At 70.3% G+C, this 22,782-nt stretch carries 21 protein-coding genes and 1 riboswitch; of the genes, 15 read left to right on the top strand and 6 right to left on the bottom strand.

What is annotated here, in order from left to right; translation table 11 throughout:
* Positions 1-4: 4 nt before the first annotated feature.
* From ACZ55A_RS33400 to ACZ55A_RS33375, 6 genes are read right to left on the bottom strand one after another with little or no spacing between them, the layout of a single operon-like run.
* Complete coding sequence (locus tag ACZ55A_RS33400) at positions 5-2,713, bottom strand: fumarate reductase/succinate dehydrogenase flavoprotein subunit (RefSeq protein ID WP_468848229.1); 2,709 nt, start codon at positions 2,711-2,713, stop codon at positions 5-7.
* Positions 2,714-2,740: 27 nt separating this feature from the next.
* Positions 2,741-3,550 (bottom strand): ABC transporter ATP-binding protein, encoded by an 810-nt coding sequence (locus tag ACZ55A_RS33395; RefSeq protein WP_468848226.1) that lies wholly within the window; start codon positions 3,548-3,550, stop codon positions 2,741-2,743.
* Positions 3,544-4,362, bottom strand: coding sequence for an ABC transporter permease (locus ACZ55A_RS33390; protein WP_468848224.1), 819 nt, complete (start codon positions 4,360-4,362; stop codon positions 3,544-3,546). The genes ACZ55A_RS33395 and ACZ55A_RS33390 overlap by 7 nt, the downstream gene beginning before the upstream one ends.
* A complete protein-coding gene (locus ACZ55A_RS33385) occupies positions 4,359-5,753 on the bottom strand; it encodes an ABC transporter substrate-binding protein (protein WP_468848222.1) in 1,395 nt (464 codons plus the stop codon). Before ACZ55A_RS33385 ends, ACZ55A_RS33390 begins: the two co-directional genes overlap by 4 nt.
* Before the next feature lie 15 nt (positions 5,754-5,768).
* Positions 5,769-5,996, bottom strand: coding sequence for a 4Fe-4S dicluster domain-containing protein (locus ACZ55A_RS33380; RefSeq protein WP_468848219.1), 228 nt, complete (start codon positions 5,994-5,996; stop codon positions 5,769-5,771).
* A 46-nt stretch (positions 5,997-6,042) separates the two neighbouring features.
* Positions 6,043-6,834, bottom strand: a complete 792-nt coding sequence (locus ACZ55A_RS33375; RefSeq protein ID WP_468848217.1) for a GntR family transcriptional regulator — start codon at positions 6,832-6,834, stop codon at positions 6,043-6,045.
* 283 nt (positions 6,835-7,117) lie between these two features.
* A riboswitch (SAM riboswitch) is annotated at positions 7,118-7,226 on the top strand.
* 335 nt (positions 7,227-7,561) lie between these two features.
* Between ACZ55A_RS33375 and ACZ55A_RS33370 the strand changes: the two genes are divergently transcribed.
* The 15 genes from ACZ55A_RS33370 (at position 7,562) to ACZ55A_RS33300 (ending at position 22,772) form a co-directional block, all read left to right on the top strand.
* On the top strand, positions 7,562-8,611 hold the full coding sequence (locus ACZ55A_RS33370; RefSeq protein WP_468848214.1) for an amino acid ABC transporter permease: 1,050 nt from the start codon (positions 7,562-7,564) through the stop codon (positions 8,609-8,611).
* Entirely contained in the window at positions 8,608-9,459 is an 852-nt protein-coding gene (locus ACZ55A_RS33365; protein ID WP_468848211.1) for an amino acid ABC transporter ATP-binding protein, read from the top strand. The genes ACZ55A_RS33370 and ACZ55A_RS33365 overlap by 4 nt, the downstream gene beginning before the upstream one ends.
* 126 nt (positions 9,460-9,585) lie before the next feature.
* Positions 9,586-10,611 (top strand): transporter substrate-binding domain-containing protein, encoded by a 1,026-nt coding sequence (locus ACZ55A_RS33360; RefSeq protein ID WP_468848208.1) that lies wholly within the window; start codon positions 9,586-9,588, stop codon positions 10,609-10,611.
* A gap of 136 nt (positions 10,612-10,747) precedes the next feature.
* Positions 10,748-11,485 carry a GNAT family N-acetyltransferase gene (locus ACZ55A_RS33355; RefSeq protein ID WP_468848262.1) on the top strand — a complete coding sequence of 246 codons (738 nt, stop codon included), beginning with the start codon at positions 10,748-10,750 and terminating at the stop codon, positions 11,483-11,485.
* 13 nt (positions 11,486-11,498) lie between these two features.
* Positions 11,499-12,086: a flavin reductase family protein gene (locus ACZ55A_RS33350; RefSeq protein ID WP_468848205.1), complete on the top strand. Its 588-nt coding sequence runs from the start codon at positions 11,499-11,501 to the stop codon at positions 12,084-12,086.
* Positions 12,087-12,155: 69 nt separating this feature from the next.
* Positions 12,156-13,409 (top strand): LLM class flavin-dependent oxidoreductase, encoded by a 1,254-nt coding sequence (locus ACZ55A_RS33345; RefSeq protein ID WP_468848203.1) that lies wholly within the window; start codon positions 12,156-12,158, stop codon positions 13,407-13,409.
* Between the two features lie 18 nt (positions 13,410-13,427).
* The gene (locus ACZ55A_RS33340) at positions 13,428-14,819 is read left to right on the top strand and encodes an NtaA/DmoA family FMN-dependent monooxygenase (RefSeq protein WP_468848200.1); all 1,392 of its coding nucleotides are present in this window, start codon (positions 13,428-13,430) and stop codon (positions 14,817-14,819) included.
* Positions 14,816-15,940, top strand: a complete 1,125-nt coding sequence (locus ACZ55A_RS33335; RefSeq protein ID WP_468848198.1) for an LLM class flavin-dependent oxidoreductase — start codon at positions 14,816-14,818, stop codon at positions 15,938-15,940. The genes ACZ55A_RS33340 and ACZ55A_RS33335 overlap by 4 nt, the downstream gene beginning before the upstream one ends.
* Before the next feature lie 116 nt (positions 15,941-16,056).
* Complete coding sequence (locus ACZ55A_RS33330; protein WP_468848195.1) at positions 16,057-16,218, top strand: putative leader peptide; 162 nt, start codon at positions 16,057-16,059, stop codon at positions 16,216-16,218.
* 294 nt (positions 16,219-16,512) lie between these two features.
* A complete protein-coding gene (locus ACZ55A_RS33325) occupies positions 16,513-17,610 on the top strand; it encodes an ABC transporter substrate-binding protein (protein WP_468848192.1) in 1,098 nt (365 codons plus the stop codon).
* A 3-nt stretch (positions 17,611-17,613) separates the two neighbouring features.
* Positions 17,614-18,465, top strand: a complete 852-nt coding sequence (locus ACZ55A_RS33320) for an ABC transporter ATP-binding protein (protein ID WP_468848189.1) — start codon at positions 17,614-17,616, stop codon at positions 18,463-18,465.
* Positions 18,462-19,406 carry an ABC transporter permease gene (locus tag ACZ55A_RS33315; RefSeq protein ID WP_468848186.1) on the top strand — a complete coding sequence of 315 codons (945 nt, stop codon included), beginning with the start codon at positions 18,462-18,464 and terminating at the stop codon, positions 19,404-19,406. Before ACZ55A_RS33320 ends, ACZ55A_RS33315 begins: the two co-directional genes overlap by 4 nt.
* A 53-nt stretch (positions 19,407-19,459) precedes the next feature.
* Positions 19,460-20,818 (top strand): LLM class flavin-dependent oxidoreductase, encoded by a 1,359-nt coding sequence (locus ACZ55A_RS33310; protein WP_468848184.1) that lies wholly within the window; start codon positions 19,460-19,462, stop codon positions 20,816-20,818.
* On the top strand, positions 20,815-22,407 hold the full coding sequence (locus tag ACZ55A_RS33305) for an FAD-dependent oxidoreductase (protein ID WP_468848181.1): 1,593 nt from the start codon (positions 20,815-20,817) through the stop codon (positions 22,405-22,407). The genes ACZ55A_RS33310 and ACZ55A_RS33305 overlap by 4 nt, the downstream gene beginning before the upstream one ends.
* The gene (locus tag ACZ55A_RS33300) at positions 22,404-22,772 is read left to right on the top strand and encodes a 4Fe-4S dicluster domain-containing protein (RefSeq protein ID WP_468848179.1); all 369 of its coding nucleotides are present in this window, start codon (positions 22,404-22,406) and stop codon (positions 22,770-22,772) included. The genes ACZ55A_RS33305 and ACZ55A_RS33300 overlap by 4 nt, the downstream gene beginning before the upstream one ends.
* The last annotated feature ends 10 nt before the right edge of the window (positions 22,773-22,782 follow it).

Here is a 22,782-nt window from a genome sequence, read left to right as displayed (position 1 = left end):
CACGTCAGGCGCGCCGTGCGTAGGCGCGTACGTCCGCGTCCGGGTCGTCGGTGACCGTGGCGAGCGCCGCGGCAACGGACGGATCCGCGTCCGAGTGGGGGAGGAGGGCGAGCACGGCCGCCCTGCGGACGTCGGCGTGCGGATCGGCCAGGGCGTGCCGCAGGGCGGGTACGGCGCGTTCCGGCTCGGCGGTCGAAAGGGCGGTGGCGGCGGCCTTGCGGACCTGCCAGAGCGGGTCGGTGAGGCCGTCGACGGCGAGGCCGTCGTACGGGCGCGGGCACCCGGCCGGGGCGAGGGCGCTCAGGGCAGCGGCCCGTACCAGCGGGTCCGCGTCGGTGAGGAGCGGCGCGAGTGCCGGAGCACTGCCCACCGAGCCGAGGGCTTCGGCGACCGCCACCCGCACCTCGCGTGCCGGGTCGGCGATGGCGTGCCGCAGGGCGTCTGCCGCCCCGATCGAGGTGAGCGCCCGCACCGCCTGTAGCCGCACCGCCGTGTCGGGGTCGTCCAGCGCCGGCCCGTAACTCTCGGCCCCACCCAGGCGCAGCACCCGCAGCACCTCCAGAGCGACCGCGCGGGCCAGCGGGTCCGGCAGGGTGAGGCCGGACAACAGCGGGGTGTGCAGGGCGTCGTCGGCGGGCAGCACCTCCACCAATTCCCGCAGAGACGCGGCCGCAGAGGCCCTTACGGAGCTGTCGTTGTCGGCGAGGAGCTCAGCCAGTGCGGGCCCGGCGCCTGGTGGTGCGCTCTCGGTGAGCGCGGTGACGGCGGTGCGGCGGACCGCGGGGTCGGGATCGGTGAGGTAGGGGCGCAGTGCGTCGAGGCCGGGGTGTTCCTCGGCGAGAGCGAGGACCTCCAAGAGGCGGGGCGACGCGGCGGCATCGGTCATCGGTGCGGCAAAGGAGCCGTCCGCGTCGTCGGACTCCCTTGAGGGCGCCGCCGGTGCCGGGTCATCGCCGCCTGCCGTCGCCACCTGCTCGGGCGCCACCTCCCCGATCAGCTGCGACGGGCCTCCGCGCGGCTCGATTCCCTCGACCGGCACCAGGTACGGCGCCACTGGCCGGGCCGTGAACTCCATTGCTCCGGAAGGTGACTTGCGCAGATCGAGGTGGTGCAGCCAGCGGGCGTCGTCCCGGTCCGGGTGGTCGGTGCGCTCGTGATAGAGGCCCCAGCGGGATTCCGTGCGGGCGAGGGAGGCACGGGCGGCCATTTCCGCGCAGTCGCGGATGAAGGTCACCTCGGCGCACCGCATCAGCTCGTGCGGGGTACGGGCGCCCATGCCCGCGACCTCCCGCTCCATCCGGGCGAAGGCGTCGAGGGCGAGGGAGAGTCGGGCGCCGCTCTTGGGCGGGGCGACATAGTCGTTGACGAGGCGCCGCAGTTTGTACTCGACCTGCGGCTGGGGCGGCCCGTCGGGATTGCGGAGGGGGCGGTAGACGAGTTCGTGGGTCTCGGCCAGCTGGTCCTGGGGGAGTTCGCCCGTGTAGCGCTCATGGGTGGCGGCGTCGGCGCCCGCCAGGTCGCCGAAGACGAAGGCCCCGATCATGTAGTTGTGCGGTACGCAGGCCAGATCGCCCGCCGCGTAGAGCCCCGGCACGGTCGTACGGGCCTGGTCGTCGACGCGGACGCCAGAGGCCGAGTGGCCGCCGCAGAGGCCGATCTCGGAGATGTGCATCTCCACGTCGTGGGTGCGGTAGTCGTGGCCACGGCCCGCGTGGAAGGTGCCGCGGGTGGGGCGTTCGGTGGTGTGCAGGATCGACTCCAGCGCGGAGACGGTCTCCTCCGGCAGGTGGCTGACCTTCAGATAGACCGGGCCGCGCTCGGAGGCGGTTTCCGCCGCGAACTCGGCCATCATCTGCCCCGACCAGTAGTCGGAGTCGACGAACCGCTCGCCGAGCCGGTTGACCTGGTAGCCGCCGAAGGGGTTGGCGACATAGGCGCAGGCCGGTCCGTTGTAGTCCTTGATGAGTGGGTTGATCTGGAAGCACTCGATGCCGGTCAGCTCGGCGCCCGCGTGGTAGGCCATCGCGTAGCCGTCACCGGCGTTGGTGGGGTTCTCGTAGGTGCCGTAGAGATAGCCGCTGGCGGGGAGTCCGAGTCGGCCGCAGGCCCCGGTCGCCAGAATCACGGCCCCGGCCCGCACGGTGACGAAGCGGCCGGTGCGGGTGTGGAAGCCGGCCGCGCCCACCGCCCGCCCTCCGGAGGTCAGCACGCGGACCGGCATCACCCGGTTCTCGATCCGGATCCGCTCGCGCATCTCGCGCCGCCGCAGCTGCCGGTAGAGCACCTTCTTGACGTCCTTGCCCTCCGGCATGGGCAGCACGTACGAGCCGGACCGGTGGACCTGGCGGACCGCGTACTCGCCGTGCTCGTCCTTCTCGAACTTCACGCCGTACGACTCCAGGCGCTGCACCATGGCGAAGCCGCGGGTCGCGGTCTGGCGGACGGTGGACTGGTCGACGATGCCGTCATTGGCGCGGGTGATCTCGGCGACGTAGTCGTCGGGCTCGGCTCGGCCGGGGATGACCGCGTTGTTGACGCCGTCCATGCCCATCGCGAGCGCACCCGAGTGCCGTACGTGCGCCTTCTCCAGCAGCAGTACGTCCGCGCCGCGCTCCGCCGCGGTGAGCGCGGCCATCGTCCCGGCGGTGCCGCCCCCGATGACGAGTACGTCGCAGGCGAGCTCGTCGGCGTCGTGCGGGGAGGGGATGTCCATGAACACTCCAGGGGTTTGTCGGTCGCCTCAGCCGCCGAGGGAGGCGAGGATCGAGCGACGCAGCGCGACGGTGGAGGGGTCGTCGTGTGCCGCGCGCTGCCGAGGGTGCGGGATGTCGTAGAGCCGTGGCCCTACGTCGCCGACGTCGTCGCCGCTGAGCAGCGCGACCCGGTCGCCGAGGAAGAGGGCCTCGTCCACGTCATGGGTGACGAAGACGACGGTGGCGCGGGTGACGGTCAGCACGTCCACCAGCAACTGCTGCATCCCGGCGCGGGTCTGCGCATCCAACGCGCCGAACGGCTCGTCCATCAGCACCGCTCGCGGCGCCCCGGCCAGTGCCCGTGCCAGCTGGGCGCGCTGTCGCTGACCGCCGGAGACCCGGTGGGGCAGCGCGTCGCCGAGGTCCGCCAGACCCACCTGCTCCAGCCACCGTCCGGCGGTCACCCGCCGCTCGGTGCGCGGTACGCCGCGTACGGCCAGCGGGAGTTCGACATTGCGGCGGAGGCTGCGCCAGGGCAGCAGGGCGTCGTCCTGGAAGACCAGCGCCCGGTCGCCGGACGGGCCGGCCACGGGAACGCCGTCCTGGGCGACCTCGCCCGCGAGCGGGGGCAGCAGCCCGGCCAGAGTGCGCAGCAGGGTCGATTTGCCGCAGCCGGACGGACCGACCACCGTGAGGAGTTCGCCGGGGGAGACCTCCAGCGAGACGTTCCGTAGAACGGCGGCGTCCGGCCTGCCGAGGGTGACGTCGGTCAGCTCCAGCCGTACGCCGGAGGACGGAGGTGCCTGGGCGTCCACGGTCGGCGACGGGCGCCTGGTGCTCGTACTCCCGCTCACCATTGCGCTCGCTCCCCTTCGATACGCGGCAGCCATCCGGTCACCCGGCGGCCGAGAGATTCGACGGCGGCCGAGGTGGCCCAGCCGAGCAGCCCGATGGTGGCCATACCGACCAGCACGCCGGGGTAGTCGACGACGGTGTAGTCCTGCCAGGTGCGGTAGCCGACGCCGTACTCGCCGGAGATCATCTCGGCGGCGATCACACAGATCCACGCGACCCCGATGCCGACCGACAGCCCGCCGAAGACTCCCGGCAGCGCACCGGGCAGCACGACGGACCACAGCACCCGCCACCGCTTGCCACCCATGGTCAGTACGGCCTCCTCCCACACCGGGGTGAGCGCCCGCACCGCGTGCCGGGTGCTGACGACGACCGGGAAGAAGGCGGCGGCGAAGGTGATCGCCACAATGCCCTGCTCATTGCTGGGGAACAGCAGAATCGCGACGGGCACCAGCGCGATCGCCGGGATGGGCCGTACCGCCTCCAGTAGCGGTCGCAGCAGGTCGGAGGCCGTACGGGAGCGGGCGAGGGTCACGCCGACCGCGATACCGAGCACGGCGGCCAGTGCGAAGCCGGTGAGGATACGGACCGTACTGTCCGTCAGGTCCTGCCAGTAGGCCCCTTCGGCGAGCCGGAACCGGAACTTCTCGGCCACTTCGACGACGGTGGGCAACTGGCCGAACCGCAGCCACAGAGTGACGTCCAGGGAAGTCAGCAGCTGCCACATGCCGAGTGCCGCGAGCAGTGAACCAGCCTGCCGCAGCCGTGACTTCCAGGCACCGGACAACCGGAGCCGCGGCGGGGAGGACCTCATCGCGCACTCCCCGCTTCGCCCCGCGCCGCCGCCTTCAGCGCTGCCGCGTACCCGATGATGCGCGCTCCCGGGTGGTCCCGCAGCCAGTCGCGGGCGGTGGCCGGGGCCACGAAGGGGTGCAGTGCGTCCCCGTCGCGTACCCAGACGGCACGCTCCGCGAACCAGCGGGTGCCGGTGACCGCGTCGGGCACATAGGTCACCCGGACAAGGCCCTCGTGGGAGGCGACGAAGCGCAGCGCGGCGGCCGCGTCCGGGAAGGAGTGGGTGCGGTCCTCGTCCTTCAGCCACACCTCACCGGTCCGCGCCGGCCGTGCGGTCTTCTTCACCTGTTTGCCGTACGCCTCGCCGTAGACCTTCCGCAGAGGGCTGTCGTCGATGAAGGCGTGCACGTCCACCGGCCCGATCAGCTTGGCCTTGCGCAGCAGCTCGGCGTCCTTCTTCAGCGCGGAGACCAGCTGCGGCTTGAGCGTCGGGTCGAAGGTGGCGGTGCCGTGCGGGCCGTTGTAGAGGTGCACGACCTCCGGGGGCAGGCCAGTTGCGGTGGCCACCTTCTGCGAGGCTCTGAGGGGATGCGTGGCGAGGTAACGTCCGGCCTTGGCCTGTGCGGTGAGGAAGGCCCGCAGCACCTTGGGGCGTTGCTTGCCGAACGCGTCCCGCACCACGACGCCGTGGAAGGTCGGCAGCCCCAGCTGCCCGCCGTCGTAAAGGGCCTTCGCTTTTCCCTGGAAGGCCAGCAGGCCAGGCCAGGCGACGAATTGCGAGAGCGCGTCCACGCTCCCGCTTTCCAGTGCGGAGGCCCCCACTGCGGGCTGCTGATTGAGCTTCTGTATGCCCTTCTCGGGGTCGATGCCTGCCCGGCTCAGGGCCTGTACGAGGGTCCCGTCGCCGGCCGAGCCCACGCTCGCCGAGACCTTCGTCCCCTTCAGGTCGGCTACCGAGTCCAGGGGTGAATCAGGCCGTACGACGACGGTGTTGAGCCCGCCACGCAGGTTGTAGCCGGTGACCGAGACCAGCTTGGTCGGAGCGCCCAGCTGTTTCCCGCGTGCCGCGTTGATCAGCAGCGGGAAGTCGCCCATCGAGCCGATGTCCACCTTTCCGGCGGTCATCTGGGCGGTGATGGGCGCACCGGTGGCGTAGTCCTGCCACTTCACCTCGTAGGTCCGCCCCTCCCGCTTGCCGAGCGCGCGTAGCTCACGTTCGAAGTAGCCCAGGGAGCGCAGCAAGGTCCCGGCGGTGACGGTGTTGATGGTCTTGGACTGGTAGCCGATGGTGACGGTGACGTGGGTGCCGCCGCTCCCCTCGGCGCTGCCGCCGCAACCCGACAGGGCCAAGGGGAGGAGCAGCGCGGCGGCGGCAACGGGGACGGCCGTACGGGTCGTGCGTGATCGCATGGCGGGAGGGACCTCTCAGCGGAGCAAATAGGGCATGTTGACCGTGACCGCGCCCGTGGGACAGCGCGCGGCGCACGGCCCGCAGTACCAGCACTCGTCGACGTGCATGTACGCCTTGTCGGTGTCGGGGTTGATGGCGAGCGAGTCGAGCGGGCACATGTCGACGCAGAGCGTGCAGCCGTCGATGCACTTCGACCCGTCGATGGTCACGGGCACATCGGCCCGCTGCGGCACCAGCGCCATGGGGTGTACTCCTTGAGGACGAGCTGAATCGGGTGGGTCGGGCGGATCAGAGCGAGCGGTGCAGCAGCCCCCGCATGGTGATGCGGTCACCGCGGAAGCGGATGAACTCAAGGTCGACGGGGCGGCCGTCGGCCAGATGCGTCAGCCGCTCCAGCATCAGCACCGCCGCGCCGCGCGGTGCCTGGAGCACGGCCGCCGAGTGCGCGTCGGCGTTGACCGCCTCCAGGGTGATCTCGGCGGTGCCGAGCGGCTGTCCGGTGAGCTCCTCCAGCAACCGGAAGATGTCGGTGTTCTCCAGATCGGCGCCGAGCAGCCGCGCGCCGATGTCCAGGGGGAGGTATGTGAGGTCCAGCGACAGCGGCAGCCCGCCGAGCCTGCGCAGCCGCTCCACGTACAGCACCTCGCTGCCGTCCGGCACCCCCAGCCGCTCCGCCACACAGCCGGGGGCCACGACCGGCCCGACGGTCCGGACCTCGTTGCTGACGCTCCCGTGTTCATGCAGCGTCTCGGCCAGGCCCTGCAGGCGGTTCAGCTCATGCGGGTACTTCTCGGCGGCCACCATCGTGCCCACCCCCGGCACCCGCTCCACCAGCCCCTCGGCGCGCAGCAGATCCAGCGCCTGGCGGACGGTGTTGCGGCTGGCCCGGTAGTCGGCGCACAGGGTCCCCTCGTGCGGCAGCGCCCCGTCCGGGAAGGCTCCGCCGAGCACCTGGTGCCGCAGCAGGTCCGCGAGCTGCCGTGCCTGGTCCGCGCGCAGCCGCCGGCGCCGCGCGGCGGCCGCGGTAGGGCTCGTCGGGTCGGCTCCGTGCTGTTGGCGGAGGCGTTGGGCGGAAGGCATGGCAGGGACCGTAACCGCGTTTGCCGACCAGGTGTGTTGCCAGAGTATTGCGCCATGCCGTATGGCCACGGCGGGGCTGTGACCTGCGTAGATGCGCGTATCTGGGGGAGATCCGCCACATCGGACGCCTGGTTCACCTGATGGCGCGATCGGCCGCGGTTCCGGTTCACGCCCGGACCTTGCCGGCATCCCACCAGGTTCGTCCCGACTCGGTTTGTCGTCCCAGAGGTCGGGCAGGCTTTGACAACCATGTCCGGGATCTGCCTAACTTACGCCGCAGATCGGTCATGAGTGTCAGCGAGAAGCCCTGGCTTGCTGACCGGCAACCCTCGCGCCGCGGTGGGGTGCCCCAGGTGACGACCGGACCGGATGCCTTTCGGTAAGCGCGAGGCCCCCATGGGGCTGGAACAGTGACGGTGACGGAATGTACGCAGCTTTCGGGACGGCCGCATGGCGGCGTCGCGGCTGCCTGCTGCTGTGCGCGAACCGGTCTGTCGATCTGCTCCGCGTCAACAGCGCACTGTGTACCGGCACCTGTACCTGCCGTGCCTACTGCCGAGGCTGACGGCTTTCTGAATCTCTGATGCCACCGCTGTCGCGGTGTGCGCCTTCCTGCCCAGCCCCCGTTCCGCGTGTCCCGTGCGCATCGTCACGCAGGGTCCTGACGGCTCTGCGGTGCCGTTGCCGCATCCGTGGTCCGGGGTGTCCGAATTCGCTGGAGCCCTCCATGAGTGAATCCCCTGGCGCTGTGGTATCCCGCGCCTCAGCGCCTCCTGGCGAGGAGACCCCCGAACCCTCCTCCGAGCCTCGTACCGCATGCCTCGCCGAGGCCGAACGGCCGGGCGACGACACCGCACCGCGGCCACTGGCGGCACAGCGGGTGCTGCCGCTGCGCAGACCAGGCCGGTGGATCGCCACGGCGATCGTGCTGGTGCTGGTCGCCCAGATCGCCCACGGACTGGTGACCAACCCCTTCTATCAGTGGGACCGGTTCCAGTACTGGTTCCTGCGCCCGACGATCCTCGACGGTTTGCTCATCACCCTCGAAGTGACGGCGTACAGCGCCGTGCTCGGTCTGCTCGGCGGCATCCTGGTCGCCCTGGGCAGGCTCTCCCGTAGCCCGGTGCTGTGGGCGGTCAGCTGGACCTACACATGGCTGTTCCGTTCGGTTCCGCTGATCGTGGTGCTGCTGTTCCTCTACAACTTCAGCGCGCTGTACAAGACACTGAGCCTCGGGGTTCCGTTCGGGCCCGCCTTCTTCACCTTCGACGAGTCCCGGCTCGCCACCGACATCGTCGTCGCGGTCGTCGGACTCAGCCTGAACGAGGCGGCGTACGCGTCCGAAGTGGTGCGGAGCGGCATCCTCGCGGTCGACCAGGGGCAGCACGAGGCGGCATTGGCACTCGGTCTGCCGAAGAGCTACCAGTTCACGAAGATCGTCTTCCCGCAGGCCCTGCGCTCCATCACCCCGAACTACGTCAATCTCTTGATCAATCTGATCAAGAGCACCTCGCTCGTCTTCTACGTGTCGCTGCTCGATCTGTTCGGTTCCGCGCAGAGCATGGGCAGCACCTACCCGGGTGACATCGTCCCGCTGTTGCTGGTCGCCACCGTCTGGTACCTGATCCTCACGAGTGCGGTCTCCGTCGTCCAGTTCTATGTCGAGCGGTACTTCTCCCGGGGCGCAACGCGCACCCTTCCGCCGACGCCGTTGCAGAAGCTGCGGACGGGGCTGCGTGATCTGCGGGCCCGAGCCCGGAGGGAGGCGGCGATATGACCACGGACACCACCGAGATCAGCGAGCCGACCGACACCACCGAGATACGCCCGGCTGCCGTCGAGGTCCACGATGTGCACAAGTGGTACGGCGCCCACCGGGTGCTGGACGGCGTCGAGTTGACCGTGCGGCCGGGCGAGGTCACCGTGATCCTCGGGCCGTCCGGGTCCGGCAAGTCCACCCTGCTGCGGGTGATCAACCACCTGGAGAAGCCGGAGGTCGGGTACGTCAGCGTGAACGGTGAGCTGATCGGCGTACGCCGGCACGGCGAGCGCCGTGAGGCGGGGGTCCCCCCGGCCGAAGGCCGGGGGAGGCTCAAGGAGCTGAGCGAACGGGTCATCCTGGGCCAGCGCAGCCGGATCGGCTTCGTCTTCCAGAACTTCAACCTCTTCCCGCACCTGACCGCGCTGGACAATGTGGCCGCCGCTCCCGTGGCCACCGGGAAGCTGACCAAGCCCGAGGCCCAGGAGCTGGCCCGCGAACTGCTCGGCCGGGTGGGCCTGGCCGACAAGGTCGGTGCCTATCCGCGCCAGCTGTCCGGCGGCCAGCAGCAGAGGGTTGCCATCGCCCGTGCCCTCGCCCTGCGGCCGGGGGTCATCCTCTTCGACGAACCCACCTCCGCGCTCGACCCCGAACTGGTCGGCGAGGTGCTGGCCGTCATCAAGGACCTGGCCACCAGCGGCACCACCCTCATCATCGTCACCCACGAGATCGGCTTCGCCCGTGAGGTCGCCGACCGGGTCGTCTTCCTCGACGAGGGCCGGATCGTCGAACAGGGCCCGCCCTCCGAGGTGCTGGAACACCCGAAGCACGAGCGGACCAGGGACTTCCTGAGCAAGGTGCTCTGACCCTGACGTTCGTCCCACTGCCCGCGGCCCGCCCGGACTCGCGGCCCCCACGCCGCCGAAGAACCCCCACACCCCCGAAGAACAAGCAACACGCCACCACAACTGCCCACCGAACCTAGGACAGCCATGCGCACCCTCAGCCTTCGCAGCAGACTCCTCCGCGGTCTCACCGCGGGCACCGCCGTCGCCACCCTCGCCACCGGCCTGGCCGCCTGCGGGGGCAACAGCGAAGCGGCCGGCAATTCCGGCGGCAACCCGTCCGGGACGGTCACCGTGGGGTCCCGGTCCAACGGGGCCGCCAAGGAGACCGAGCTCAAGGTGTCCGAGGTCAAGTCCATCAGCGCCAAGCTGCCCAAGTCGATCGTCAGGAAGGGCAAGCTGGTCATCGGCGTCGGCGCCCTGCCCACCGGCTCCGCGCCGCTGAATTACGTGGGTGATGACCAGAAGACCCTCACCGGATCCGAGCCCGACTTCGGCCGGCTGGTGGCCGCGGTCCTCGGCCTCAAGCCCGAGCTGAAGAACTTCACCTGGGAGAACCTGTTCGTCGGTATCGACAGCGGCAAGGTCGACGCGGCCTTCTCCAACGTCACCGACACCGAGGAGCGCAAGAAGAAGTACGAGTTTGCCTCCTACCGGCAGGACAACCTGGCGTTCGAGGTACGCAAGGAAAGCACCTGGAACTTCGACGGCGATTACAGGAACCTGGCCGGCAAGACGGTCTCGGTGAGCCGGGGCACCAACCAGGAGAAGGTTCTGCTGGAGTGGAAGGCGAAGCTGAAGAAGGAGGGCAAGGACCTCACCGTCAAGTACTACCCGAACGTCAACAGCGTCTACCTGGCGCTGAACAGCTGGAAGACCGACGTCCACTTCGGCCCCAACCCCAGCGTCGCCTACCACATCACCCAGGTGGCGAAAACCCCCGACGCGACCCGTAACGCGGGCACGTACTCGGGCGCCGGAGCGAAGCTCCAGGGACTGATCGCCGCGACCTCCAAGAAGGACAGCGGGCTGGCCAGGCCGGTCTCCGAGGCGATCAACTACCTGATCAGGCACGGGCAGTACGCCAAGTGGCTGGCCGCCTGGAACCTCTCCAATGAGGCCGTCAAGACCTCCCAGGTCAACCCGCCCGGCCTGCCGCTCGACAACTCCTGATCAACGCCCGCAGGGGCGTCTGCCGCCCGGGACTCCGGCGTCAGGTCGGAGTCCCGGGCGCACCGGCCCGCCATGTTCGCCACGGACGACATCGATGCCATGGATGCCACGGATGACACGGAGCCTTCTCACCGCTATGTCCACCAGCGTCTCTCCTCCCCCCGCGCAGAGCCCGGCCGAACGGCACGTCCTGGACAACGCTGTCTGGGCCGCGCTGACCGGCCCGCACGCCCGGTTCGCCGAGCGTGTCGGCCGCGCCGCCCGCTACCCCCTGGACGTGTGCCCCTTCACCGCCCTCGCCGACCCGGCTGACCCGGGGGCCTGGGACGACCTGGCCGCGCTGGTCGGCCCGGACACTGTCACCGCCGTCACGGGAGCGGGGGCCGTCCCCGACGGATGGGAGATCGTGGAGGCAGGGCAGGGCGTCCAACTGGTCGACACCGGGCTGCGCGCCGAACCCGCGCCTAAAGCGGTGCGGCTCGGGTTCGACGACATCCCCGAGATCCTGAACCTGATCGCCCTGACCAAGCCGGGCCCCTTCCTGCCACGCACCGTCGAACTCGGCACCTACCTCGGCATCCGGCACCGCGGACGGCTCATCGCCATGGCCGGGGAACGCGTGCATCCGCCGGGCTGGACGGAGATCAGCGCCGTCTGCACCCACCCGGCACACCGTGGGCGGGGCCTGGCCACGCGACTGGTCCGGGCGGTGGCGGCCGGGATCAGGGAACGCGGGGAGACCCCCTTCCTCCACACCCACGCGAGCAACACCACCGCCATCCGCCTCTACGAGTCGATCGGCTTCACCCTGCGCCGTCATACGAACTTCCTGCTGGTGCGCACCCCGGGCCGTCATCCGGCACCGACGCCTTGAGCAGGCGGCCGCCATGCCCGACAACGCCATGCCCGACCACGCCCAGACGCCGAAGGGAACCGACATGATCACCTCCGAGAACCGCCCCGCCCGATCCTCCGCGGCCGTTGCCGCCGACGACATACTCCGCAGCACCCTGCGGCGCCACGCAGCCGGAGTAACGGTGATCACCGTCCCGGGCCCGGCCGGCTTCACGGCCACCTCCTTCACCTCCGTATCGCTGCGGCCAGCTCTCGTGTCCTTCTGCCTGGGCCTCGGCGCATCGACCGCGCCGGCCGTGCGGGAAGCCGACCGGTTCGCCGTCCACCTCCTGGGCACCGAGAACGCCGAAGTGGCACGGCAGTTCGCGCGCAGCGGCGCCGACCGGTTCCAGGGTGTCGCCTGGACCGCGCACGAGGACGGCCTGCCCGTACTCGACGACGTACCCGCCTGGCTCAGCGCCCGGGTGACGCTGCGTCAGCCCGTCGGCGACCACCTGCTGGTCGTCGGCGAGGTCGAGTCCGGCGCGGTGCATCAGGACGCGACGGCACTGGTGCATCACGACGGGGCGTTCGCCGCGGCCCATCCACTGCTCCCACAACCGATCCGTCGCGCTTCGTGACGATCACGACGATCACAACGAGATGAGCCCACTCCCGGTACGTACGACCCCTCAGGAAGGTGCCCCCTCGTGTCCTCATCATCCTCTTCGCTGCCCTCTTCGGCCTTTACCTCCGCTCCGCTGCACCTGGCCGTCGCGCTCGACGGCGCGGGCTGGCACCCTGCCGCCTGGCGCGAGCCGGTGGCCCGCCCCCGGGACCTGTTCACCGCCGGCTACTGGGCCGACCTCGTCGCCGAGGCCGAACGCGGCCTGCTCGACTTCGTGACGATCGAGGACTCGCTCGGATTGCAGTCCTCGCACTTCCTGGAACCGGACGGGCGCACCGACCAGGTGCGCGGACGACTGGACGCCGTCCTCATCGCCGCCCGCGTCGCCCCGCTGACCAGGCACATAGGGCTCGTGCCGACTGTGGTGGCCACCCACACCGAGCCGTTCCACATCTCCAAGGCGATCGCCACGCTCGACTACGTCAGCTCCGGTCGCGCGGGCCTGCGCGTGCAGGTGACGGCGCGCCCGAACGAGGCCGCGCACTTCGGGCGCCGTGCCTTCCCCCGGTTCGGCCTCGGGGACCTGGACAGCCCGGCCGTACAGGAACTGACGACCGACCTCCTCGACGAGGCCGCCGACTACGTCGAAGCGGTGCGCCGGCTGTGGGACAGCTGGGAGGACGACGCGGAGATCCGGGACGTCGCCACCGGCCGCTTCATCGACCGCGACAAGCTGCACTACATCGACTTCGAGGGCAAGCACTTCAGCGTCAAGGGCCCCTCGATCACGCCCCGGCCGCCGCAGGGCCAGCCCCCGGTGAGCGCGCTCGCGCACGTGAACGCGACCGGTGCTCCGTTCCGGCTGGTCGGCCGCTCCGCCGACGTCGGGTACGTCACGCCGCACGACACCGAGCAGGCGCGCGCCGTCGTCGCCGCGGTGCGGGCCGAGCAGGACGCGGCGGGGCGTGCGGAGGATCCGCTGCACCTCTTCGGCGATTTGGTGGTGTTCCTGGACGACACTCCGGCCGCGGCGGAGGTCCGCCGGGACCGCCTCGACGCCCTCGCGGGATACACGTACACCAGCGACGCGCGTATCTTCACCGGCACGCCCGCCCAACTCGCCGACGTCCTACTGGATTTGAGGGAGGCCGGGCTGTCCGGCTTCCGGCTGCGTCCCGCCGTCCTCGGCCACGACCTCCCCGCCATCACCCGGGGCCTGGTCCCCGAACTCCAGCGCCGAGGCACCTTCCGCAGCTCCTACGAGGCCGACACCCTGCGCGGGCTGCTCGGGCTCGTCCGCCCCGCCAACCGCTACGCCGCTACCGCCACCGCCTGAGCCGGAGGGACTTAACGAATGAGCACGTCGTCAACGGACAAGCCGCTCAAGCAGATCCACCTTGCGGCCCACTTCCCGGGCGTCAACAACACCACCGTGTGGAGCGCCCCCGAGGCCGGCAGCCACATCGAGTTCAGCTCCTTCGCGCACCTGGCGCGGACCGCCGAACGGGCCAAGTTCGACTTCCTGTTCCTCGCCGAGGGGCTGAGGCTGCGCGAGCAGGGCGGGAAGATCTACGACCTCGACGTCGTGGGACGGCCCGACACCTTCACCGTCCTCACCGCGCTCGCCGCCGTCACCCAACACCTCGGCCTGACCGGCACCATCAACTCCACCTTCAACGAGCCCTACGAGGTCGCCCGCCAGTTCGCCAGCCTCGACCACCTGTCGGGCGGGCGCGCCGCCTGGAACGTGGTCACCTCCTGGGACGCCTTCACCGGCGAGAACTTCCGCCGCGGCGGCTTCCTGCCGCGGGAGGAGCGTTACTCCCGGGCCAAGGAGTTCCTGACCACGGCCCATGAACTGTTCGACTCCTGGCGCGGCGACGAGATCATCGCCGACCAGGCGACCGGCACCTTCCTGCGCGATGCCAAGGCCGGAGCCTTCGTCCACCGGGGCCAGCAGTTCGACATCGGCGGACAGTTCAACGTCCCGCGCAGCCCCCAGGGACGCCCGGTGATCTTCCAGGCCGGCGCCTCCGACGAGGGGCGCGAGTTCGCGGCCTCCAGCGCTGACGCGATCTTCAGCCGGTACAGCAAGCTCGAGGAGGGGCAGGCGTTCTACCAGGACGTCAAGGGCCGCCTCGCCCGCTACGGGCGCAGGCACGACCAGCTGCTGATCCTGCCCGCCGCGACGTTCGTCCTCGGCGACACGGACGCCGAGGCGCGGGAACTCGCCCACGAGGTACGGCGCCAGCAGGTGAGCGGGGCCACCGCGATCAAGTACCTGGAGCACGTCTGGAACCGGGACCTGTCCGCGTACGACCCGGACGGCCCGCTGCCCGACGTCGACCCGATCCCCGGCGAGAACACCATCGCCCTCGGCCGGGCCAGCGTACGGCAGTTCCGTGACCCGCTCGCCGTCGCCAAGGAGTGGCGCGAGCGCGCCGAGGCGAAGGCCCTCTCCATCCGTGAGCTGGTCATCGAGACGACCACCCGCCAGTCGTTCATCGGCTCCCCGGCCACCGTCGCCGAGACCATCGACGCCTTCGTCCAGGCGGACGCCTCCGACGGCTTCATCCTCGTCCCGCACATCACCCCCGGCGGCCTCGACGTCTTCGCCGACACCGTGGTGCCGCTGCTCCAGGAGCGCGGAGTGTTCCGTACGGAGTACGCGGGCACCACCCTGCGCGACCACCTCGGCCTGGACCACCCCGACGCCGCGGCGCCGGCCCGGCGGGCCGCCTCATGAGCGCACCCCTCGGCGTCCTCGACCTCGTCCCGATCTCGTCCGGCTCCACGGCCACCGAAGCGCTCCGCAACTCCATCGACCTGGCCCGGCAGGCCGAGCGCTTCGGCTACGCCCGCTACTGGTTCGCCGAGCACCACCTCAACCCGGGCGTGGCGGGCACCTCACCCGCCGTCGTTCTCGCCCTGACCGCCTCCGCGACGTCGCGGATCCGGCTCGGCTCCGGCGCCGTACAGCTCGGTCACCGCACCGCGCTGTCCACGGTCGAGGAGTTCGGCCTGATCGACGCGCTGCATCCCGGGCGTCTCGACCTGGGCCTCGGACGCTCCGGCGGCCGCCCGGCCGGACCGCCCGCCACCCCGCTGCCGACCGCGACCCCCGTCGTCGACGGCCGCGCCCCGAACGGGCTGCGGATCCCGGAGCGCTTCTCCTTCGCGCACCTGCTCGGCTCACCGAGGGTCGCACTCCAGCGCACACTGCTCCAGCAGCCGGGCGCCGAGCCGCAGGACTACGGCGGGCAGATCGACGACATCCTCGCGCTGCTGGCCGGCACCTACCGGTCTGCGGACGGCGTCGAGGCACACGCCGTCCCGGGGGAGGGCGCCGACGTACAGGTGTGGATCCTGGGCAGCAGCGGTGGGCAGAGCGCCGAGGTCGCCGGCCGCAACGGTCTGCGGTTCGCGGCGAACTACCACGTCAGCCCGGCCACCGTGCTGGAGGCGGCGGAAGGCTACCGGGCCGCGTTCCAGCCCTCCGACGTGCTCGACAAGCCGTACGTGAGCGTCTCGGCCGATGTCGTCGTCGCCGAGGACGACGAGACCGCCCATGAGCTCGCCACCGGGTACGGCCTGTGGGTCCGCAGCATCCGCACCGCTGAGGGCGCGATCGAGTTCCCCACGCCTCAGCAGGCCCGCTGTCATGTGTGGACCGACGCGGACCGGGGACTGGTCGCCGACCGCGTGGAAACCCAGTTCGTCGGCTCCCCGGGCCGGGTGGCCGACCAACTTGAGCAGCTCCAGGAGGCCACCGGCGCCGACGAACTGCTCATCACCACCATCACACACGGCCATGCCGACCGGGTGCGTTCCTACGAACTGCTGGCCGAGGAGTGGCAGCGCAGATGAGCGGGCGCCCGTGCGCGGTCGTCCACCGCGCACGGACGTTGTCCGGCGTGATGCTCTGCGGGGCGATGCACAGGGGCTGTCTGCGGCTGCGATTGTGAACGAAATGCTGCGCGCGCGTGGCGGGAGAATCAGAAAGTGAGACAAGGGCTGTCGTGTCATTGACGTGGCTGAATTTCGCTGTCAGCCTCCCGAGTGTGAACCACTCGGAGGACTTCACCGCACGCCTGCACGTCGATCTGCGACGCCAGGCCAGTGCCATCTGTGCCGCTGGCCGCTAGAGCTGCCGACCAGCGTCAGCTCCTGAGCGAACCTTGATTCCGGCCCACTTACTGGCCCGGGATTTCCCCGTCGCCTGGTGATTCTCGCCGCATCCCCACCTGGAATCTGCCGGGTTCGGTGTGCGTGCCGGCTTGTTCCACCTCACCATTCGCATTTCCTTTTCGGTTTTCGCACCTCGGGTGTCTTGACGCCCCAAGCCGTTTCTTCACGTCCCGGGCGTCGGCGGTCATCACCATCGCCCCCGTACGCGTACCCGCCGCTGCTCCACCCACCAACTCGAACAGGACCCTTCCATGAGCTCCATAGCCAAGCTGACGACCCCATCGAACCGACGACAGTTCCTCACCCTGCTGGGCCTCTCGGCGGTCGCGGTCAGCTGCGGCACCGGGGGCGGCGGCTCGGCCAAGGAGCAGACCAAGACCCTGCGGTACCAGGGTTGGGCGGGATCCGTCATCCTGCCCGAACTGGCCGAGGACCTGGGCTTCCTGGAGGACGTGAAGCTCAAGTGGGTCGGCAACACGATCAGCGGGCCGCAGGACATCCAGTCGGCGGCGACCGGACAGGTCGACTTCGGCGGTGCGTTCAACGGAGCCGTCGTCAAACTCGCTGCGAGAAAGGCTCCCATTACGGCGGTCATCAGCTACTACGGCGTTGACAAGGCCGCCTACAACGGTTTCTACGTCCTCAAGGACAGCCCGATCCACTCGGCCCGTGACCTGATCGGCAAGAAGGTCGGCATGAATACCCTCGGCGCGCACTCCGAGGCGATGCTCGATATCTACCTGCAACGCCACGGCCTGTCGCAGGAGGACATCAAGAAGGCCGAGCCTTTGGTGGTGCCCCCGGTCAACACCGAGCAGTCCCTGCGGCAGAAGCAGATCCAGGTGGGCGTCCTCGGCGACATCCTGCGCGACAAGGCCCTGCAGACCGGCGGCATCAGGCCGCTGTTCACCGACTATCAGCTGCTCGGCAACTTTTCCGCCGGCACATATGTGGTGAACGACCGCTTCCTGAAGCAGAATCCCGACACCGCGCGCACATTCGTCACGGGCATCGCGCGCGCCATCGAGTGGGCCCGCGCCACCCCGCGCAAAGAGGTCATCGAGCGGCAGATCGAGATCGTCAAGAAGCGGGGCCGCAACGAGGACACCGCTCCGCTGAAGTACTGGAAGTCCTTCGGCGTCGCCGAGACCGCCGGGCGCATCACCGACAAGGACCTCCAGCTGTGGATCGACTGGCTCGCCAAACGCGGTGACATAGAGAAGGACCAGGTCAAGGCGTCGGATCTCTATACCAACGAGTTCAACGCGTACAGCCGGAAGGACAAATCGTCCGCCGGCCGTAAGGACACGTCGTCCGCGCCCAAGTCGCCCTCCAAGAGCGGGAGCTGACCTATGCCTGGATCCACCACACCCAAGATCGAGTTCGAGCAGGTGCGCAAGACCTTTCCCGCCAAGAGGGGGAGGGGCCAGGGCCGCGGTTCGGCGCACGGGGACGGTGAGTTCACCGCTCTGGACGGTGTCGATTTGCGGATCGACGCGGGGGAGTTCGTCGTCGTGGTCGGCCCCAGCGGATGCGGCAAGTCCACGCTCCTGGACCTGCTGGGCGGGCTCGCCCGGCCGACCGGCGGACGGATCCTGCTGGACGGGGAACCGGTGACCGGCCCCGGCCTGGACCGCGGCATCGTCTTCCAGCAGTACGCCCTGCTGCCCTGGCGCACCGCCCTGGGCAACGTCGAGTTCGGCCTGGAGGCGACCGGAGTGCCACGACGTGAGCGCGCCGCGCGTGCCCGCGAGTACCTGGACCTGGTCGGGCTCTCCGGATTCGAGAACCGTCACCCGCACGAGCTGTCGGGCGGTATGCGCCAGCGCGTGGCCATCGCCCGCTCTCTCGCCTACGACCCCGACGTCCTGCTGATGGACGAGCCGTTCGCCGCACTGGACGCCCAGACCAGGGAGTCGCTCCAGGACGAGCTGCTGCGCATCTGGCAGCGCACCGCAAAGACCATCGTCTTCATCACCCACGGCATCGAGGAGGCCGTCTACCTGGGCCGGCGGGTGGCCGTCATGACCTCCAGGCCCGGTCGCATCAAACAGGTCGTGCCGATCGGCTTCAACTCCCGCACGGCGACGGACGACCTGCGGTCCAGCCCCGAGTTCGCACGGTACCGACACGAGATCTGGACGCTCCTGCACGACGAGGTGACCAGGACCCAACTGCTGGAGAAGGAGGAGGTCTCCGTATGAGCCTCGCAAGCGGTTCGAGCACTCGACGCAAGGCCTCGGAGGAACTCACGCCCCCGGAGGAGCTCTCCGCGCCGGCCACCGGCACGCCGTCGGCGTCCGCCGAGGAGCCCGCAGCCGTCCTGCCCATCGCGCTGAGCAGGCCGCGGCACCACCGCCCTTCCGTGCTTCCCCGCATCCTGCGCGCGGTACTGACCGGCGCCACCAAGTCGGCGGCGATCGTCGCCTTGCTGCTCGCGTGGGAGCTGGCACCCCGCTACGGCCTGGTGGACCGGACCTTCCTGCCGCCGTTCAGCGAGGTCGCCCAGGCATGGTGGGGACTGGTGGCCAACGGCCAGCTCGCCGACAACGCACAGGCGAGCCTGGTGCGTTCGTTCAGCGGATTCGGTATAGCCGTCGGTGTGTCCGTACCGCTGGGCCTGCTCATCGGCTGGTACCGGCCCGTCGCCGATCTCCTCAACCCACTGTTGCAGGTCTTCCTCAACACCGCTGCCCTGGCGCTGCTGCCGGTGTTCGTGCTGCTCCTCGGCATCGGCGAGACGTCGAAGATCTCCATCGTGGTGTACGCGTGCGCATGGCCGATCCTGTTCAACACCATCAGCGCGGTACGCACTGTCGACCCCACCCTGCTGCGACTGGCGAAGTCCATGGACCTGTCGGCCCCGCGGCTGTTCCAGAAGGTGATCCTGCCGGCCTCGGTGCCGACGATCTTCACCGGAATCCGACTGGCCGGGGCGGTGTCCATCGTCGTCCTGGTCGCCGCCGAGATGATCGGCGCCAAGGCCGGTCTCGGCTATCTCATCAACGCGTCCCAGTACAACTTCGCCATTCCGCAGATGTACGCCGGCATCGTCACGATCTCCGTCATCGGCGTGGCCTTCAACCAGCTGCTGGTGGCCGTGGAGAAGCGGCTCAGCTCGTGGCGTGTCCCCGCCACGAGCTGACGCCCGTACTAGCCCCTGCACAAGGAGCCCAAAGGAACCTGGAGGAACCTGCCATGCCCGCAGCGCGCCACCGACGCCTTCATCTCAACGCCTTCCTGATGAACGCCGGCCACCACGACGCCGCCTGGCGGCATCCGCGCACCCAGCCCCAACGCGCCACCGACGTACGTTACTTCCAGCACCTCGCGCAGACCGCCGAACGCGGCAAGCTCGACTCGGTCTTCTTCGCCGACGGCCTGGCCCTATGGGGCAAGGTCGAACACAACGCGCTCGGCGGTTTCGAACCGCTCACGCTGCTGTCCGCCCTGGCGACGGTGACCGAGCGCATCGGCCTGATCGCCACCGTCTCCACCACCTTCAACGAGCCCTTCCACACCGCCCGGAAGTTCGCCTCCCTCGACCACCTCAGCGGCGGGCGCGCCGGCTGGAACATCGTCACCTCCGGCACGGTCGACGAGGCCCGCAACTTCGGGCAGGACGAACACCTCGAACACAGCCTGCGCTACGACCGGGCGCGGGAATTCGTCGAGGTCGCCACCAAGCTCTGGGACAGCTGGGAGGACGACGCGGTCGTGCTCGACCGCGTGCGCGGGATCTACGCGGACACCGGCAAGGTGCGGCCCATCGACCACCGGGGGGAACACTTCGCCGTACAGGGCCCGCTCAACGTGCCGCGCAGCCCGCAGGGTTACCCACTGCTGGTGCAGGCCGGTTCGTCCGAGGACGGCAAGGAGTTCGCCGCCCAGTACGCCGAGGCCGTGTTCACCGCACAGCAGACGCTCGCCGACGGGCAGGCCTTCTACAAGGACGTGAAGAGCCGCCTCGCCCGCTACGGGCGGTCCGAGGCCGACCTGAAGATCCTCCCCGGGATCTGCCCGGTCATCGGCTCGACGGAGGCGGAGGCCCACGCCCTCGAGCAGGAGTTGACCGACCTCCAGGTGCCGGAGTACGGGCTCGCCCAGCTGTCGGGGATGCTCGGCACCGACCTGACCGGGCTGCCGCTGGACGGTCCGCTGCCCGCGCTGCCCGAGGAGCGGGACATCAACGGCAACAAGAGCCGCTTCACCCTGGTCGCCGAACTGGCCCGGCGCGACGGCCTGACCCTGCGCGAGCTCATCGCACGCCTCGGCGGTGGGCGCGGCCACCGGGTCTTCGCCGGGACGCCGGAGCAGATGGCCGACCAGCTCGAAGAGTGGTTCACGCAGGGAGCCGCCGACGGCTTCAACGTCATGCCGCCGCATCTGCCGGGCGGTCTGGAGGACTTCGTCGACCACGTCGTGCCGATCCTCCAGTACCGGGGCCTGTTCCGCACCGAGTACACCGGCCGCACCCTGCGCGAGCACTACGGCCTGCCTCGCCCCGCAGGCCGGCTCGCCCCCTCCGTCACCGCCGCCGAGGGACGGCCGGCATGACCGGGGTCGATATCACCGCGGACGTCCTGGTGGTGGGTGGCGGTCCCGCCGCCACCTGGGCGGCGCTCAAGTCGGCCCAGGCCGGAGCGGAGGTCATCCTGGCCGACAAGGGCTACTGCGGAACCAGCGGCGCGACCGCGTCGGGCGGCACCGGCGTCTGGTACGTCCCGCCGGACCCCGCCGCGCGGGAGTCGGCGATGGCGAGCCGGGAGAAGCTCGGCGGATACCTCGACGACCGCCGCTGGAAGGAACGCGTCCTGGACCAGACGTACGCGGGCATGAACGAGCTGGCCGCGGCGGGCCGGTACCCCTTCCCCACCGGGCCGGACGGTACGCAACTCCGAAACGGCCTGCAAGGACCCGAGTACATGCGCCGGATGCGCATCCGCGTCCAGCGGGCCGGGGCGCGCATCCTCGACCACAGTCCGGTCACCGAGCTGTTGACGGACCCGTCCGGGGCGGTCGCCGGGGCCCGCGGCTACCGGCGACAGGCAGGTGAGGCCTACCGGGTGCGCGCGGGGGCGGTGGTCCTGGCGACCGGCGGCTGTGCGTTCCTCAGCGGAGCGCTCGGCTGCAACGTCAACACCGGAGACGGCGCACTGTTCGCCGCCGAGGCAGGTGCCGAGCTGTCCGGCATGGAGTTCTCCAACGCCTACGGCATCGCACCCGAGGGCACCTCGGTCACCAAGACCGCGTTCTACTCGTTCGCGACCTTCTACCACGAGGACGGGACCGTCCTGGAAGGCGCGGCGAGCCAGGGCGGCCGGTCGGCGATCGCCCGCGCTCTGCTGCACGAGAAGGTGTACTGCCGTCTCGACCGTGCCGACGCCTCGGCCCGGCGGGGGATGCGGCTGGCCCAGCCGAACTTCTTCCTCACCTTCGACCGGCTCGGCATCGATCCGTTCACCGAACGGTTCGCGATCACGCTGCTCGCCGAGGGCACGGTGCGCGGCACCGGTGGCATCCGCATCACCGGTGACCACTGCACCACCACCGTCCCCGGGCTGTACGCGGCCGGGGACGCCGCCACCCGCGAGCTGATCTGCGGTGGCTTCACCGGGGGCGGCAGCCACAACGCCGCCTGGGCCATCTCTTCGGGCACCTGGGCGGGCCAGGGGGCGGCACGGTACGCACTGTCCTTCGGTCGCCGGGCCGCCACCCGCCGACTGGCGCCGACGGGCGGGGCGGGCCTTCGGCCGACCCGGGCAGCGGGCCCGGCAGGTGCCCACCGTGAGGTGATCGCGGCGGTTCAAAGCGAGGTCCTGCCGTACGAGAAGAACTACCTGCGCCACGGCGCGGCTCTCGCCACCTCCCTGGCAGCGCTCGACGCCACCTGGGACCAGGCCCGCTCCGCACTGCGCGGCACGGGGCCGGATGTCGTACGGGCCCGCGAGGCCGCGGCGATGACCGCACACGCCCGCTGGATGTACGCCTCCGCACTCGCCCGCACCGAGAGCCGCGGCATGGCACGGCGCCTCGACTTCCCCGCTCAGGACCCCGCACAGCGCCACCGCATCGTCACCGGCGGACTCGACGAGGTGTGGACCCGGCCCGAGCCCGCGGCCGCACCCCTGGAGGCAGCCCCGTGATCGAATTCATCTCCGCAGAGCGCTGCATTGCCTGCGACAAGTGCATCAGGGTCTGCCCGACCAACGTCTTCGACCGGGGCGAGGACGGCATCCCGGTCCTGGCCCGCCACGCGGACTGCCAGACCTGCTTCCAGTGCGAGGCGAACTGCCCCGCCGACGCCCTCTACGTCGCCCCGCAGACATATCCCCTGCCCGAGGAACCCACCGTCCGGGACGAGGACGGTCTCGACCGGGCCGGCCTGCTCGGTAGCTACCGCCGCTGCATCGGCTGGGGGCGAGGCCGCACCCCCGGCGCCCGGCTGGCCCTGGGACCACCCCTCAACCCGCCCGGCGCCAACGGAACCTCCCTGCCCATCACCTCCTGAAACTGCCGAA

Source organism: Streptomyces sp. NPDC034111 (assembly GCF_055575375.1).
This window is presented reverse-complemented; position numbering and strand designations above follow the sequence as displayed.

What these genes read in the sequence shown, in the direction of transcription:
- ACZ55A_RS33400 (WP_468848229.1), bottom strand. Translation starts at nt 2,713, where the DNA reads ATGGACATCCCCTCCCCGCACGACGCCGACGAGCTCGCCTGCGACGTA.
- ACZ55A_RS33395 (WP_468848226.1), bottom strand. Translation starts at nt 3,550, where the DNA reads ATGGTGAGCGGGAGTACGAGCACCAGGCGCCCGTCGCCGACCGTGGAC.
- ACZ55A_RS33390 (WP_468848224.1), bottom strand. Translation starts at nt 4,362, where the DNA reads ATGAGGTCCTCCCCGCCGCGGCTCCGGTTGTCCGGTGCCTGGAAGTCA.
- ACZ55A_RS33385 (WP_468848222.1), bottom strand. Translation starts at nt 5,753, where the DNA reads ATGCGATCACGCACGACCCGTACGGCCGTCCCCGTTGCCGCCGCCGCG.
- ACZ55A_RS33380 (WP_468848219.1), bottom strand. Translation starts at nt 5,996, where the DNA reads ATGGCGCTGGTGCCGCAGCGGGCCGATGTGCCCGTGACCATCGACGGG.
- ACZ55A_RS33375 (WP_468848217.1), bottom strand. Translation starts at nt 6,834, where the DNA reads ATGCCTTCCGCCCAACGCCTCCGCCAACAGCACGGAGCCGACCCGACG.
- ACZ55A_RS33370 (WP_468848214.1), top strand. Translation starts at nt 7,562, where the DNA reads ATGAGTGAATCCCCTGGCGCTGTGGTATCCCGCGCCTCAGCGCCTCCT.
- ACZ55A_RS33365 (WP_468848211.1), top strand. Translation starts at nt 8,608, where the DNA reads ATGACCACGGACACCACCGAGATCAGCGAGCCGACCGACACCACCGAG.
- ACZ55A_RS33360 (WP_468848208.1), top strand. Translation starts at nt 9,586, where the DNA reads ATGCGCACCCTCAGCCTTCGCAGCAGACTCCTCCGCGGTCTCACCGCG.
- ACZ55A_RS33355 (WP_468848262.1), top strand. Translation starts at nt 10,748, where the DNA reads ATGTCCACCAGCGTCTCTCCTCCCCCCGCGCAGAGCCCGGCCGAACGG.
- ACZ55A_RS33350 (WP_468848205.1), top strand. Translation starts at nt 11,499, where the DNA reads ATGCCCGACAACGCCATGCCCGACCACGCCCAGACGCCGAAGGGAACC.
- ACZ55A_RS33340 (WP_468848200.1), top strand. Translation starts at nt 13,428, where the DNA reads ATGAGCACGTCGTCAACGGACAAGCCGCTCAAGCAGATCCACCTTGCG.
- ACZ55A_RS33335 (WP_468848198.1), top strand. Translation starts at nt 14,816, where the DNA reads ATGAGCGCACCCCTCGGCGTCCTCGACCTCGTCCCGATCTCGTCCGGC.
- ACZ55A_RS33325 (WP_468848192.1), top strand. Translation starts at nt 16,513, where the DNA reads ATGAGCTCCATAGCCAAGCTGACGACCCCATCGAACCGACGACAGTTC.
- ACZ55A_RS33320 (WP_468848189.1), top strand. Translation starts at nt 17,614, where the DNA reads ATGCCTGGATCCACCACACCCAAGATCGAGTTCGAGCAGGTGCGCAAG.
- ACZ55A_RS33315 (WP_468848186.1), top strand. Translation starts at nt 18,462, where the DNA reads ATGAGCCTCGCAAGCGGTTCGAGCACTCGACGCAAGGCCTCGGAGGAA.
- ACZ55A_RS33310 (WP_468848184.1), top strand. Translation starts at nt 19,460, where the DNA reads ATGCCCGCAGCGCGCCACCGACGCCTTCATCTCAACGCCTTCCTGATG.
- ACZ55A_RS33305 (WP_468848181.1), top strand. Translation starts at nt 20,815, where the DNA reads ATGACCGGGGTCGATATCACCGCGGACGTCCTGGTGGTGGGTGGCGGT.